Origin of the sequence: Aequorivita aquimaris (genome assembly GCF_001573155.1) — a bacterium.
Taxonomy (GTDB): Bacteria; Bacteroidota; Bacteroidia; order Flavobacteriales; family Flavobacteriaceae; genus Aequorivita; species Aequorivita aquimaris.
This window is the reverse complement of sequence record NZ_JRWG01000003.1, coordinates 168,556-183,603: the sequence shown is the minus strand read 5'-3', so window position 1 is coordinate 183,603 and position 15,048 is coordinate 168,556. Positions and strand designations below refer to the sequence as shown.

Annotated in this window: 11 protein-coding genes; 7 read left to right on the top strand and 4 right to left on the bottom strand. The window is 41.9% G+C overall.

The window, feature by feature from the left end; genetic code table 11:
• Positions 1 to 12 precede the first annotated feature (12 nt).
• On the top strand, positions 13 to 1,680 hold the full coding sequence (locus LS48_RS06150; protein WP_078056378.1) for a M1 family metallopeptidase: 1,668 nt from the start codon (positions 13 to 15) through the stop codon (positions 1,678 to 1,680).
• Between the two features lie 28 nt (positions 1,681 to 1,708).
• Positions 1,709 to 4,999 (top strand): amidohydrolase family protein, encoded by a 3,291-nt coding sequence (locus LS48_RS06145; RefSeq protein WP_062621059.1) that lies wholly within the window; start codon positions 1,709 to 1,711, stop codon positions 4,997 to 4,999.
• A gap of 49 nt (positions 5,000 to 5,048) precedes the next feature.
• Here the strand turns inward: LS48_RS06145 and LS48_RS06140 are convergent, their stop codons facing one another.
• Positions 5,049 to 5,681 carry a fasciclin domain-containing protein gene (locus LS48_RS06140; protein WP_076692420.1) on the bottom strand — a complete coding sequence of 211 codons (633 nt, stop codon included), beginning with the start codon at positions 5,679 to 5,681 and terminating at the stop codon, positions 5,049 to 5,051.
• A 208-nt stretch (positions 5,682 to 5,889) separates the two neighbouring features.
• Here LS48_RS06140 and LS48_RS06135 point away from each other — a divergent pair, with 208 nt between their 5' ends.
• Complete coding sequence (locus LS48_RS06135) at positions 5,890 to 6,267, top strand: LysM peptidoglycan-binding domain-containing protein (RefSeq protein WP_062621057.1); 378 nt, start codon at positions 5,890 to 5,892, stop codon at positions 6,265 to 6,267.
• A gap of 73 nt (positions 6,268 to 6,340) precedes the next feature.
• Here the strand turns inward: LS48_RS06135 and LS48_RS06130 are convergent, their stop codons facing one another.
• Positions 6,341 to 7,804, bottom strand: a complete 1,464-nt coding sequence (locus LS48_RS06130; RefSeq protein WP_062621054.1) for a hypothetical protein — start codon at positions 7,802 to 7,804, stop codon at positions 6,341 to 6,343.
• 107 nt (positions 7,805 to 7,911) lie between these two features.
• Positions 7,912 to 9,033 (bottom strand): vWA domain-containing protein, encoded by a 1,122-nt coding sequence (locus LS48_RS06125; RefSeq protein ID WP_062621052.1) that lies wholly within the window; start codon positions 9,031 to 9,033, stop codon positions 7,912 to 7,914.
• Positions 9,034 to 9,191: 158 nt separating this feature from the next.
• Between LS48_RS06125 and LS48_RS06120 the strand changes: the two genes are divergently transcribed.
• A complete protein-coding gene (locus LS48_RS06120) occupies positions 9,192 to 11,132 on the top strand; it encodes a S9 family peptidase (RefSeq protein WP_062621050.1) in 1,941 nt (646 codons plus the stop codon).
• Between the two features lie 6 nt (positions 11,133 to 11,138).
• On the opposite strand, the gene LS48_RS06115 is transcribed toward LS48_RS06120, so the two are convergent.
• Complete coding sequence (locus LS48_RS06115) at positions 11,139 to 12,104, bottom strand: App1 family protein phosphatidate phosphatase (RefSeq protein WP_062621048.1); 966 nt, start codon at positions 12,102 to 12,104, stop codon at positions 11,139 to 11,141.
• Positions 12,105 to 12,169: 65 nt separating this feature from the next.
• Here LS48_RS06115 and LS48_RS06110 point away from each other — a divergent pair, with 65 nt between their 5' ends.
• From LS48_RS06110 to LS48_RS06100, 3 genes are all read left to right on the top strand, one after another.
• Positions 12,170 to 13,072: a diacylglycerol/lipid kinase family protein gene (locus LS48_RS06110; protein ID WP_062621047.1), complete on the top strand. Its 903-nt coding sequence runs from the start codon at positions 12,170 to 12,172 to the stop codon at positions 13,070 to 13,072.
• A 9-nt stretch (positions 13,073 to 13,081) separates the two neighbouring features.
• On the top strand, positions 13,082 to 14,296 hold the full coding sequence (locus LS48_RS06105) for a bifunctional alpha/beta hydrolase/OsmC family protein (protein WP_062621044.1): 1,215 nt from the start codon (positions 13,082 to 13,084) through the stop codon (positions 14,294 to 14,296).
• Positions 14,297 to 14,394: 98 nt separating this feature from the next.
• Entirely contained in the window at positions 14,395 to 14,997 is a 603-nt protein-coding gene (locus LS48_RS06100) for a superoxide dismutase family protein (RefSeq protein WP_062621042.1), read from the top strand.
• The last annotated feature ends 51 nt before the right edge of the window (positions 14,998 to 15,048 follow it).

Here is a 15,048-nt window from a genome sequence, read left to right as displayed (position 1 = left end):
TAAATTAATAAAATGACTTCACTAAAAAATCAAAACATTATTTCCCCTTTGAAGGGAGTTAGGGGGATGTTTTTCGTCGCAATTTTATTTTTATTTCAATCCGCCTTGGCGCAAAAATTTACACGCGCAGATACGCTTATAGGAAGCATAACGCCGGAACGAGCGTGGTGGGATGTAACGCACTATGATTTAAAAGTAACAGTGAATCCTTCGCAAAAAACCATCAAAGGAAGCAACACCATTTCCTATAAAGTCTTGGAGCCTAACAATATTATGCAAATAGACCTGCAAGCGCCGATGAAGATTGATAAAATACTCCAAGACGGAAAAGAGATTCTTTATTCTTCTGAAGGAAATGCACATTTTCTAAAACTTCAGAAAAAACAAAAACAGGGAGACAAAAACAAGATTACAATCTTTTTTTCCGGCCAACCTAGAGAGGCAATCCGCCCGCCTTGGGACGGCGGTTTTACTTGGGGCAAGGACAGCAATGGCAAGCATTTTATTGCAACGAGCAACCAAGGAATCGGCTCCAGCGTTTGGTGGCCCTTGAAGGACCATCCTTCCGAAGAGCCCGATAATGGGGTTACCATTTCGGTAACAACTCCAAAGGATTTGATGGACGTTAGCAACGGAAGATTGATTAAGGTAATTGAAACCGATACCACAAAAACCTGGGTATGGCAAGTGGTAAACCCCATAAACGCTTATGGCGTGGACATAAACATTGGCGATTATGTACATTGGGGCGAAAATTACAAAGGCGAAAAAGGAATGCTCGATATGGATTATTATGTGCTTCGCGAAAATGAAGCGAAGGCGAAAGAGCAATTTAAACAGGCGCCGATGATGATGGAAGCTTTTGAGCACTGGTTTGGCCCCTATCCTTTTTACGAAGACGGCTACAAGCTGGTGGAAGCCCCATATTTGGGAATGGAGCACCAAAGCAGCGTAACATACGGCAACAAATATGAAAATGGCTATCTGGGCCGCGACCTCTCCGGCACGGGTTGGGGATTGAAGTTCGATTTTATAATCATCCACGAAAGCGGGCACGAATGGTTTGCGAACAACATCACCAATAAAGATGTGGCCGATATGTGGATCCACGAAGGATTTACGGCCTATTCAGAAAATTTGTACCTGGATTATTTCTTCGGAAAAAAAGCTTCCTCGGAGTATGTACTTGGTACCCGAAATAATATTTCAAACGATCGCCCAATCATCGGGGTTTACTATGTTGACAATTCCGGCAGCGGCGATATGTACTACAAAGGCGCAAACATTCTGCATACCGTAAGGCAACTTATTGAAAATGACGAAAAATGGCGAAGTATCTTACGTGGTTTGAATAAACAGTTCTACCACCAAACCGTTACTACCAGGCAAATCGAGGAATATATTTCAAAAGAAAGCGGTATTGATCTCACGGCATTTTGGAACCAATATTTACGGACAACCAAAATTCCAAAAGTGGAATACAGTATTGAAAGAAACGATTTAAAATTTCGGTACGTCAACACAGTTGAAAATTTCGACATGCCCGTAATAGCGATAGTCAACGGCAAAGAGGAATGGATTTTTCCAACTTCGGAATGGAAAACGAAAACATTTGCGCAACCCATTGAAACCTTTCAAATCAAAAAAGATTTTTATGTAAATTCTGAAAATCTTGAATAACAATTTTTACACCCTTTAATTCAAAAAAATGAAAATATTCTCCACGCTCCTGTTATGTGCTCTTAGCTTATCACTTACCGCACAAAAGAAAAATAAAAAAGAAAAGGAAAAAGAAGACCCAAAATGGGAAGTTGCCAATCCCGGAAAGGATTTCAATTATAAAACCCATTCCTTTACTACAGATGAAGGCACTTGGATGAACCTTGACGTAAGTCCCGATGGCAAAACCATTGTTTTTGATATGCTTGGCGATATTTATACCCTGCCCATTTCGGGAGGGACTGCCAAAGCAATCAGAACGGGCATTCCTTTTGAAATCCAACCCAGATTCAGCCCCGACGGCACAAAAATTTCGTTCACCAGCGATGCTGGCGGCGGCGATAATATTTGGGTCATGAATGCCGATGGAAGCGATGCAAAACAAGTTACCAAGGAAGATTTTCGCTTGTTGAACAATGCCGTGTGGAGTGCGGACGGCAATTATTTAATTGCGCGCAAACATTTCACCTCGGGCAGAAGTCTGGGCGCAGGCGAAATGTGGCAATACCACAAATCGGGCGGGACGGGTTTACAGCTCACAAAACGAAAAAACGACCAGCAGGACGTAAACGAACCCTTTGTTTCCCCTGATGGAAAATATCTTTATTACAGTGAGGATATGTATCCCGGCGGCTATTTTCAATACAACAAAGACCCAAACGACCAAATTTATGTGATAAAACGTTATGAATTTGAAACCGGAAAAACCGAAACAATAACAGGCGGACCGGGCGGTGCCGCTAGACCGACAATTTCACGCGATGGAAAGAAATTAGCATTCGTTAAAAGGGTGCGCACCAAAAGCGTGCTTTATATCCACGATTTGGAAACTGGCCAAGAATGGCCCATTTACGACAAACTGAACAAAGACCAACAGGAAGCTTGGGCGCTTTTTGGCGTTTATCCAAATTTTAGTTGGATGCCAAACAACAACGAAATCGTTTTTTGGAGTGGTGGAAAAATCAACAGGATTGATGTGAATTCCCTGGCAGTGAACAATATTCCCTTTACGGCAAACGTAAAGATTGATTTGGCTGAAACGGTACATTTCAACAATAAAATTGAAACCGAAACTTTCACGCCGAAAATGATTCGCCACGCCGTTACCTCGCCAAATGGGGAATATATGGTCTTCAGTGCCTTGGGACATTTATATAAAAAATCCTTGCCAAATGGCGAACCGCAACGATTAACGAACAGTACTGATTTTGAATTTGAGCCTGCCTTCTCCCCCAATGGTTCCGAAATAGTATATGTTACTTGGAACGATCTGGAAAAAGGCGCTATCCATAAAATTGCAGCAAATGGTGGAACGCCGGTAAAACTTACTTCAGAAAAAGGAATTTACAGAACCCCTTCCTACTCGCAAAATGGAGCATTTATTACCTTCAGAAAAGAAAAAGGAAACACCGATCAAGGTTTTACTTATACGAAAAATGATGGTATTTATATAATGAACACCGATGGAAGCAATGAAAAATTTGTAGTCGATAAAGGCGAATACCCTATGTTCAGCAAAGACGGAAAACGGATTTTTCTGCAGACCGGCGGAACCTATTTTGGAGATATTGAGAAAAAACTAATCAGCGTTAACCTTTCGGGAAATGATGAGAAAACACATGTTACTTCAAAATATGCAAACAGATTGATTCCCAGTCCCGATAACGAATGGATCGCTTTTACAAATCTTCATAAATTGTTTGTGGCCCCCTTGGTACTGAACGGCCAGACTGTTGACTTGGACGACAAAACCAAGGCCCTGCCCGTTTCGCAACTTGCGAAGGATGCTGGTATAAACATTCATTGGTCGCCGAACAGCCAAAAAGTGATGTGGACTTTGGGCGATGAATATTTCAATAACGAATTGAAGAACAGGTTTACGTTTTTAAAAGACTCTCCGGAAGAAGTGCCGGAAATAACTTTAACAGGAACAAAAATCGGTCTGCAAGCCCCGGTGGATAAACCCAGCGGAAGGATTGCCTTCACCAATGCCCGAATCATTACCATGGAAAACGATGAAGTAATTGAAAATGGAACCATCGTAATCAACGGAAATAAAATAGAGGCCATTGGCGCAGCCGATAAAGTTTCTGTTCCCTCTGGCACAAAAGTTTATTCCGCGGAAGGAAAAACCATTATGCCCGGCATGGTTGATGCGCATGCCCACGTGGGCGCTTTCCGCTATGGCTTGCCCACACAGCAATTTTGGCCTTTTATGGCAAATTTGGCTTTCGGGGTAACCACTTCGCACGATCCTTCGGCAAATACTGAAACGGTATTTACCCTTTCTGAACTTCAAAAAAGCGGACAATTGGTGGGGCCTCGGTTGTTTTCCACAGGATTCATTCTCTATGGCGCCGATGGCGATTTTAAGGCAGTTATCAATAATTTGGAAGATGCGCGTAGCAGCATTCGCCGTACCAAAGCCTTTGGGGCAAAAAGCGTAAAAAGCTATAACCAGCCACGCCGAGACCAACGACAGCAAGTATTGCAGGCAGCTCGCGAGCTGGGCATTAATGTGGTTCCAGAAGGTGGTTCTACTTTTTATCACAATATAACTCAGGTTATTGATGGCCACACAGGGATTGAGCATAACATTCCGGTGGCGCCCGTTTATAAGGATATTCTCGAAATTTGGGGCAAGAGCGGTTCCGGCTACACGCCAACCTTGATTGTAAATTACGGCGGAATGAACGGTGAGTTCTACTATTACGAGCGCGACAATGTTTGGGAAAATAAAAAATTGTTGACCTTCACGCCCCGTAGCATAGTGGACAGCCGATCGCGCCACAGAATTAAATCACCCCAAGACGAATATGAAAATGGACACATTTTGGTTTCCGAAACCGCAAAAAATTTGAGTGATGCAGGTGTAAAAGTGAATATGGGAGCGCACGGTCAATTGCAAGGTCTCGGCGCACATTGGGAAACCTGGATGCTGCAACAGGGCGGTATGAGTAATTTGGAAGCCTTGAAAGCGGCTACGATAAACTCTGCTGAATATATAGGGGCTGGGGAAGATATTGGTTCGCTCAAAGTAGGAAAGCTTGCCGATTTAATCGTGCTGGATAAAAACCCATTGGAAGATATTGAAAACACCGAATCCATAAAAATGGTGATGATTAACGGTAGATTATACGATGCGGAAACCATGAACGAAATTGGTAACAATCCTAAAAAACGCCTTCCCTTTTTCTGGGAGATGGACAAATACAACCAAGCTTTCCCTTGGCATCAGGAAACCCACGGGTTTATGGATGGTGGATGCAGTTGTCATTAATAAAAAAGCCCCAAAACTGGGGCTTTTCAAAATTATTCAAAATACTGAATTACATTTTTGGCATCAATACTTTATCCACAACGTGAACAACACCGTTTGATGCATCCATATCAGCACTTGTTACAGTGGCCATATTTCCTTTTGCATCCTTAATTATTACTTTTCCACCTTTTTCAGACAAAGTCAAAACTTCACCGTTAAGTGTAGTAACATCAAGTTTGTTATTGGCCTCCTTAATTTTAGCCAAAACGTCAGCGGCATTCATTTTTCCTTGTAATACGTGATACTTCAATAAACCTTGAAGTTGCTCCTTATTTTCAGGCTTCATTAGGTTATCCAAAGTTGCTTTTGGAACTTTGTTAAAAGCTTCATTGGTAGGAGCAAATACAGTATATTCACCTTCAGATTTTAAAGTCTGTGCCAAATCTGCTGCTTGAAGTGCGCTAACCAAAGTTGACAAATCTGAATTGCCCATTGCTTTTGCAGCAATTGAATTAGCTTCCATCTCGGCCATTCTCGCTTGGTTATCTGCCTCAACTTTCATCAAGGAATCTTTTTCACGCTCCATGTGCATTTGTTCTGCTTGGGCTTGAGCCTCAGCTTCTTTCTTTTTAGAGTCTTCACAGCTTGCAAAAAGCATTGTAACCACTGCAAGAGACATAACGATTGTTCTTAGTTTCATAATAGTTTTTGTTGATTTAAAGTTTGCACCAAAGTTATTTCAAGCGCAGGGAATTATTTCACCATTCACATTAATCTTTAGTTAAATTTTTTGTGATTTTTTTAAAATAATCTCAACAGACCGTCCTTATTACTAAAGTTTTGCTAATAAGGAAATTTAAAGCCATAAAATAGTATCTTTAGGGAAATTAACTTTAAAATTCTTAGTAATGATTAAATCGAAGTATCAAAGCGTTTTGGATTTAGGTGAAAAACTAAACATCCAAAACGGAGATGTAAAAGAGGAAAATGGCCAACTCAAAGTATGGGGTACGGCTAAAAACCAATATGAAAAAAATCTTCTTTGGGACGAAATTAAACGCGTTGGCGGTGAAAACCCAACCGATATTATGGCGGATATAAAAGTTGCCGACACTTCGGCCTTTGCGCACCACACTGTAAAGAGTGGAGAATCATTAAGCAAAATTGCAAAACACTACTATGGCGATGCCAATAAGTACAACGCTATTTACGAAGCAAACAAAGGCAAGTTGAAATCTGCAGACCTGATCCATCCGGGCGATGAATTGGTGATTCCAAATATTTAATACTCGCTGAAAAACATAAAAACCGCCACTCCTTTAAAGAATGGCGGTTTTTTTATGATGAAACTTTCCCGTTTTAAAGTCCGCTGATATAACTTCCGTACAAATCCTTGAAGTGCAAACCATTGCCTAAACTGAATCTGCTCAGTTTTTTATTTTCGGCCAACGCCCACAGAATTACTTCCTTTAAAAAGTAGCTGGCCTGTTTTGGGGTTTCGGGCTGGTATTTTTCTATCAATTGTTGCAACGGAATGATTCGGTCCAGTTCATTCTTATATTCCTCATCGGAATAGGAATCGAGCAATTCAAAATCATTCTCCTCAAAAAACCAGGCAACTATTTCGGCGTACGGATCTGGGTCACTTTCTTTCGTTAGCTTTTCTATTTTCGGAAATTTCTCTTTGAAAATAGTGTTTACGGCATCGGCAATCAATTGTTGTGCGACCTGCGAAACGCCTTCCTGTTCCCCTTCGTACACCAGTTCAATCTTGCCGGTTATGGAAGGAATGATGCCGACAAAATCGCCCAAGCGCACACTTGTTTTTTCCTCGCCATTTCGCAAGGCCCTTCTTTCCGCCGTGCTCAACAGATTTTCAAAAGCAGTAATACTCAAACGGGCGCTCACCCCACTTTTGGCATCGATAAAATGATTCTCTCGCGCCTCAAAACTTATCTGTTCCAAAATGTCCTTTGCCAAATCGGGCACATAAATACTTTCCTTTGCCTTGATGGTCTCTGCCGTTTCCTGTTCCGTTATGGTTCGGGCCGTTCCGATATCCTCGGGATAGTGGGTCAAAATTTGGGAGCCAATTCTATCCTTCAATGGAGTAACAATGCTCCCACGGTTTGTATAATCCTCGGGGTTTGCTGTGAAAACAAACTGAATATCCAACGGCAATCGCACAGCAAAGCCACGAATCTGAACATCGCCTTCCTGCAAAATATTAAAAAGTGCCACCTGAATTCGCGGCTGCAAGTCGGGCAATTCGTTGATTACAAAAATACAACGGTTGCTTCGCGGAATCATTCCAAAATGAATCACGCGGTCGTCAGCATAGGTCAACTTTAGGTTTGCAGCTTTTATAGGATCTACATCGCCTATGATATCTGCCACGGTAACATCGGGCGTTGCAAGTTTTTCTGAAAAGCGGTCGTTCCGGTGCAACCAACCGATTGGCGTGTCATCACCATTTTTGTGCATCAGGTTCTTCGCGTAACGCGAAATTGGGTTGTAAGGGTCGTCATTTATTTCGCTGCCTTCCACAATGGGAATGTATTCATCCAAAAGTCCGACCATTTGCCGTGCCAATCGGGTTTTTGCCTGCCCGCGAAGCCCCAGCAGGTTTATGTTGTGTTTGGAAAGAATGGCGCGTTCCAGTTCTGGGATTACGGTTAGTTCATACCCGTGAATGCCAACAAATGGAGTTTCCTTCTTCATTATTTTTTGAAGCAAATTCCTTCGCAATTCTTCTTTGATTGATTTTGGTTCGTAACCTGCTTTTTTAAGCTGTCCGAAGGTTTTTATTTTTTCTGTTTCCATAATTTTTCAATTGTATTTTTTAACCACAGAGGGCTCAATGTTTTTCACAAAGGTCACAAAGGATATTTCCATTAAAACTCGATTGCTCGCGATAAATCGCGAGCCTACTATTTTATCCGTTTTCTGCGATTCGTTTCATAATCACTAAAAATCATTTCTCCCAAACCTTTCAATCCGGTATAGAATGCCTTGCCCTTATTGGCTGCCGTAAATTCCTCCACAAACTGCATTAAATAAGGATCCTCAGCAATCATAAAAGTGGTAATCGGGATATGGAGTTTCCGCGCCTGTGAGGCCATTGCGTAGCATTTGTTCACAATATAACTGTCCAGGCCGTTGCTGTTTTTATAATACCGGCCATCAGGAAGCCTTACGCAGCTTGGTTTGCCGTCGGTTATCATAAAAATCTGTTTGTTTGTGTTCCGTTTTCTTCGCAATAAATCCATCGCCAACTCCAGCCCAGCCACGGTGTTGGTATGATAAGGCCCAACATTCAAATACGGCAAATCCTTGATTTTAATGGGCCAGGCGTCATTTCCGAAGACCAAAATATCCAAGGTATCTTTTGGGTAGCGCGTAGTTATAAATTCGGAAAGCGCCATCGCCACTTTTTTTGCCGGCGTAATTCTATCTTCGCCATAAAGAATCATACTGTGGCTGATATCAATCATCAAAACCGTGCTCATTTGGGTTTTGTACATGGTTTCCTCAACCACCAAATCGTTTTCAGAAAGGGTAAAATCGCCCAACCCGCGATTTATCTGGGCATTTTTGAAACTTTCAGTCATCGAGATTTGTTCCAGGGAATCGCCAAAACGATAATCCCGAAACTCGCCAGCCTGCTCATCCCCCCTGCCCGTTTGCTTGGTTCGGTGGTTTCCTGCGCCGCTTTTTCGGAGCTTTCCAAAGATTTGTTCCAAAGCTCTTTTCCGAAGTGCCCTCTCGGTTTTTTCGGTGATTGCCAAACCGTTTGAACCGTCAACCTTTATTTCTTCTCGCAGATATCCCTTCTTTTTAAGGTCTTCCACGAAATCATCCAAGGTATAATCGTCGGTAGTAAGATTGTATTCCTCATCCAATTGTTCTAACCAGTCCATAGCCTCGTCGAAATCGCCCGAAGTGTGGGTTATCAATTCCTGAAAAACATCGAAAAGTTTTTCAAATGGAGATTGGTCTTTGGGAGTGTGTTTCGTGAAGATAAATCCGCTCTTGGCTTCTCTTTTATTCATAATCTAAAAGTATAACAATCCTTGTTTATAAAAAAAGTCGAAACGTTAAACTACTACCAAAAAATTAGACTTTTCAAAGCAGACAAATAGTGCTTACAGAGCAAAAATGATTAGTTTTGTTTTGAAAATCAACAGTATAACCTGCAAATCACATCTTTATGAAAAATTTCAGTTTAATTTTTTCGGCGATTCTTCTCTTTGTTGCTTGCAAAAACAACAAAAATGAGGAAACTAAAGAAATTGCCGAGGTAAAAACTTATTCCATAGAGCAATTTATGGGTAATGAAAACGCTTTTGCAAATGGTTTTTCGCCAGATAAATCCAAAGTCTTGATAACCAGCAATCGTTCCGGGGTATTCAATATGTATTCCGTACCTACGGAAGGCGGCGATTTTATGCCGATTACCCTATCGGATAGCGCTTCGGTGTATGGTATTTCCTATTTTCCGAATGACGATAGGATTCTCTTCCGAATGGACGGCAACGGCGATGAAATTTTTAAAATTTTCGTGAAGGATAGCAGCGGCATCCAAAGACTCACGCCCGAGCAAAATGTGAGGGCGCTCTTCCAGGGCTGGGCCAAGGATGGCAAAAGCTTTTACTACAATAGCAACGAGCGCAATCCACAAATGATGGACGTTTATGAAATGGACATTGCCACCTTTAAACCCAAACTTCTTCTTAAAAATGATGACGCCATGGATTTCGGCGGAATTTCAGCGGATAAAAATTACATGTTGCTCTCCAAAGCCGTAAATACCAACGATAGTGATTTATTTCTGCTGAATCTTAAAACAAATCAAAAGACCAAGATTAACGAAACATTGAGCAAAAATTCACCCCAGGATTTTTCCCCCGACGGGAAATCGTTCTACTACACCACCGACGCCGACGGAGAATTCAGTTATCTGATGAAATACAACATTGAAGACGGCAGCAAGGAAAAGGTTTTGGAAAAGGATTGGGATATTATCGCCTTCTACTTTACTCATAAAGGAAAGTATCAGGTTATGTTTACCAACGAAGACGCCAAAACAGAGATGTATGTTACCGAAGTGGCGACGGGCAAAGAATTAAATTTCCCCGAAATTGACGGGCAGGAAATAAGCGCCGCCAGTTTTTCAAGAGATGAAACTATGGCATTGTTAACGGTTGGCAGCTCGCAACTTCCCACCAATACGTATTCCTATACTATAGCAACTGGAGAATATCACAAGCTTACCGATGTTTTGAACGAAGAGATAAATCCCGACGACTTGGTTAAGGCTGAAGTAGTTCGCTTCAAATCTTTTGACGGTTTGGAAATCCCGGCAGTTTATTATCAACCCAAACAAGCGAGTTCCAACAATAAAATGCCGGCATTGGTTTGGGTGCACGGCGGACCGGGAGGACAATCCAGGCAAAGTTTTAGCTCCCTAATCCAATATTTGGTAAACCACGGGTATGCAATCTTGGCGGTAAACAACCGCGGAAGCAGTGGTTATGGGAAATCTTTTTTCCAAATGGACGATCAAAACCACGGCGATAAGGATTTAAAGGATTGCATTGCCGGGAAAGATTGGTTGGCGAGCCAAGATGTTATCGACAAAGATAAAATTGGAATTATTGGAGGTTCCTACGGCGGTTATATGACGATGGCGGCCCTCACCTATGCGCCGGATGAATTTCAGGTGGGCGTTAATATTTTTGGTGTAACAAACTGGATACGAACCCTAAAAAGCATTCCGCCCTGGTGGGCATCGTTCAAGGATGCGCTCTATACCGAAATGGGCGACCCGAATACGGCAGATTCCGTGCGGTTGAAGCAAATTTCGCCCTTGTTCCATACCGAAAACGTGACCAAACCTTTAATGGTATTGCAAGGCGCACAGGATCCGCGGGTGCTGAAAATTGAATCGGATGAAATTGTGGAAGGGGTTAAAAAGAACGGCGTGCCCGTGGAATACGTGGTTTTTGAAGATGAAGGCCACGGCTTTGTAAAAAAGGAAAACGAAATAGAAGCCTACGGAAGGATTCTTAAATTTTTGGACCATTATTTAAAAGGCGAAACGCAAACTGCCATGGATAGCGGCAAAACGGAAGCAACCGAAGTTAAATAACAAAACTTAAATAATACCGATGTTTTCGGAATGTGCAATAGCCTTTTCGCTGTTGGCAAAATAGCAAGTGGAGACGCCCATGGATTCAATATTTTTTAGAATCTCTTGGGTGTTCTCTTTTTTTCGTTTTGAAGTCTGCCGAATGTAAATTGCCTTTATATTCTGCGGAAATATTTTTACAATCCGTTCATAAAGATCAGGGTCTTTTTGCGAATCATCGCCCAAAAGCACATATTCAAGTTTTGGGTAAAACATGATTATATCCTTTATTTTTTCAAACTTGTGGTCGTGACTGCCCCTTCCGGTGAAAAGAAAATCAGAGATTCCCGTTTTTATCTTTTTAAGTTTTATCACGGCTTTTGGCAATTTATGGAGGCGTGCAAAGGAGTCGATAAATTCATAAAGGTTCCACTCGCTGCTGGAGACATAGAAGAAGGAATTGGAAGCCGTTTCGTTCTCCTGCCCCGCCTTACTCAAGGCTTGGTAGTGCGGTACTACATCCTCAAAAACCTTTCGTTTGTTGATATTCTTCAGAAGTAGGACATATAATTTCTTTAAAAAATTTCCGCTGTGCGAAACCAAAAAAGTATCGTCAATGTCTGAAATTACGCCCACCTTGCTTTCAAAAGGCTTCAACAATTCAGAATTTTCTACGATGCCGTAGTCATAAAGTTCACAACTAACCTGAAACGGGTGCCAGCCGCTCTCAAGTTTTTCGGAATACGGAATGGTAAACCGAAAGTATCCATCGGCCAATGTTTTGGTAGAGACCTCAATATTCTTAAATTTCAATTTCACTGGAACGTTTTCCAAAGGTTTTATGCGGAACATATGGATTACGGACATCGCATGCCGGATTCCCTTTCGGTCCAATCTGTATTTATCGGGCGCCCAGGATTTAAAGACGTGGCCAAAGACAACCAATTCCTCATCGTTTACATAGCCGCGGTACAGTTTTAAATCAAGTTTCACTAATTGAGATTTCGTTAACGGTTTAGCATTTCCAAAATAGGTATTTTTAAATTCAATTTTTACTAATGAAATCAGAAAATTATATTTTATTGGTCGTAAATCCCATAGCCGGGAGCTCCGAAAAGAAAACCATTATAGACGCTGTAAAGATTGAAGCCGTTAAACAAGGCTATCAATTCAAACTATACCAAACCACGGGGAAAGAGGACGAAAAGGCAATAAAGCCAATTATCGAAGAATTAAAACCTGCGCGGGTTATAGTCGCTGGTGGTGATGGCACGATTTCATTAGTTGCGCAGTGTGTTTTTGAAACGGAAATAATTCTCGGAATAATTCCCGCGGGCTCAGCAAATGGAATGGCCGTAAACTTTGGCCTTCCGGAGACTCTCGAAGAGCAGATAACCATCGCTTTTTCGGACTGTAAATTAAAAATAGATGCGCTTTTCATCAATGGCCAAATGTGCCTTCACATAGCCGATTTGGGCATTAATGCCGAACTGGTTAAAAATTACGAAGCCTCTGGCGTGCGGGGCAAACTCGGTTATTTCCTGCAATCTATCCCTACGCTTATAAATTCTGATTCCCCATTTCACTTTACCATTAAAACTGGAGACGAAATAGTCGAAGTTTCGGGTATTTTGCTGGCTATTGCCAATGCCAATAAATTTGGAACTGGCGCCACCATCAACCCGCATGGCAAGGTAAACGATGGCAAGTTTGAGGTCTTGGTTTTTAAGAATTTGGATTTTATTGAAATTTTTAAAACGATGCACGACCAACCCGATATGTCTTCAGACTTTGTGCAAATAATTTCGACCGAAAAGGCAAGCATCAAGTCCCGCAAAAAAATTCCCTTCCAGATTGACGGCGAATATATGGGCGAAGTAAACGAAGTAAACGTGTCTGTGGCACAAGAAAAGTTATTGATGGCTTTGCCTGAAAAATTCTGTAAATTACACTCCACCTAAAACCAAACCATGAACATCCACAAAGTTTCCTTTACCAACAAAGACGAAGAACAACTGGCAGGCCGCCTGGAGCTTCCCATAAACCAACAGCCCCACAATTTTGTGATTTTTGCACATTGCTTTACGTGCACAAAAAATCTGACTGCCGTTAAAAACGTGGGGCGAGCCCTTACCGATTCGGGTTTTGGGGTATTAAGGTTTGATTTTACAGGTTTGGGCGAAAGTGAGGGCGATTTTGAAAACACCAATTTCTCCGGGAATGTGGAAGATTTAATTGAAGCAGCAAATTTCCTAAAGAAAAATTACGAAGCCCCCACGCTTATTATCGGCCATTCCCTTGGGGGCGCAGCCGCAATCTTTGCCGCAGCCAGAATTCCGTCGATAAAGGCGGTGGCTGTTATCAATTCGCCCAGCCATCCATCGCATGTTATGCGCCTGTTAAAGGATAGTGCGCACGAAATTACCAAAAGCGGAAAGGCAAAAGTAAATTTGGGCGGCATGGATTTTACCATTAAAAAACAGTTTTTGGACGACCTCGAAAATAAGCCCCTGCGTGAAGTTGTAGGCAATTTCAAAAAAGCACTGTTGATTTTGCATTCCCCCCAAGACCGAGTGGTTGGAATAAAAAATGCCGAAGAAATCTATATCGCCGCGCATCATCCCAAGAGTTTTGTGTCGTTGGACGGCGCCGACCATTTATTGAGCAAAAAAGAGGACTCACATTATGTGGGGGAAGTGATTGCCGGTTGGGCTTCGCGATATGTAGAAATTCCACCGGTTGAAAAAATTCAAAGCAAAAGTAAGGTTGCCGCAAGTTTAGATGGAGATAAAATGTTTACCACACACTTAAAATTGGGCGACCATTATTTTATTGCGGATGAGCCAACCACTTTTGGCGGAAACAATTTTGGGCCTTCCCCCTATGAATTTCTTTCCGCCGGCCTCGCCGCCTGTACCGTGATGACCATACAAATGTATGCGCGAAGAAAGAAATGGGAAGTTGAAAATGTAACTTGCCACATCAACTATTCGAAAGACCACGCGGTGGATTGTGAGCATTGCGAGGAAGATTCGGCTAAAATAGACACCTTTACCCGTGAAATAAAGTTGGAAGGAAATCTTTCCGAAGAACAAAGAGCAAAGTTGCTCGAAATTGCCGATAAATGCCCCGTGCATAGAACATTGCATTCCAAAACACAGATAGTCACGAAGCTAATCCAGTAAAATTATCATGCTGTCAAATGCTAAGATTATTTTAAAATTTTGTATGCCCACGATTGAAATCATACCTTTAAACTAACATTAACTATAAACTATTACCAATGAAAAAACTAGGAACACTAATTGCTGCCGCTGCGATCCTCGCCTTTGTAGGCTGCAAGAATGAGAAAAAAGATATGGATTCCATGGATGATATGAATGATTCCATACAGATGAATTCTGAAAATCAAGAAGATATGAAAATGGAAGAGGCTAAAACCCTTTCCGTTATGATGGAATCAAAAAGTAAAAGTACGGCCCAAGGTGAAGCTTATTTCACTGAAGAAAATGGGGTGGTAAAATTGGAAGCCAAATTTACCGGGCTAACGCCAGGTACCCACGCCATTCACCTTCACGAAAAAGCAGATTGCAGCGCAGATGACGCGACCTCTGCTGGCGGACACTGGAATCCAACACATTCCAAACACGGTAAGTGGGGCGATGCTGAAGGATATCATAAAGGTGATATAGGCAACTTTGAAGCGGATGCCGACGGTGTTGGAAAAGTATCCATGCAAACCGACGAATGGTGTATAGGCTGTGGTGATGAAACCAAGGATATTCTTGGAAAGGCAGTTATTGTACACGAAGGAAAAGACGATTTTACCACACAGCCTACTGGTGATGCCGGTGGAAGAGTAAGTTGTGGGGGCATAATAAAATAATACACCGCAAATCTTAAAAAACGCCACCCACAAATGTTGGGTGGTTTTTTT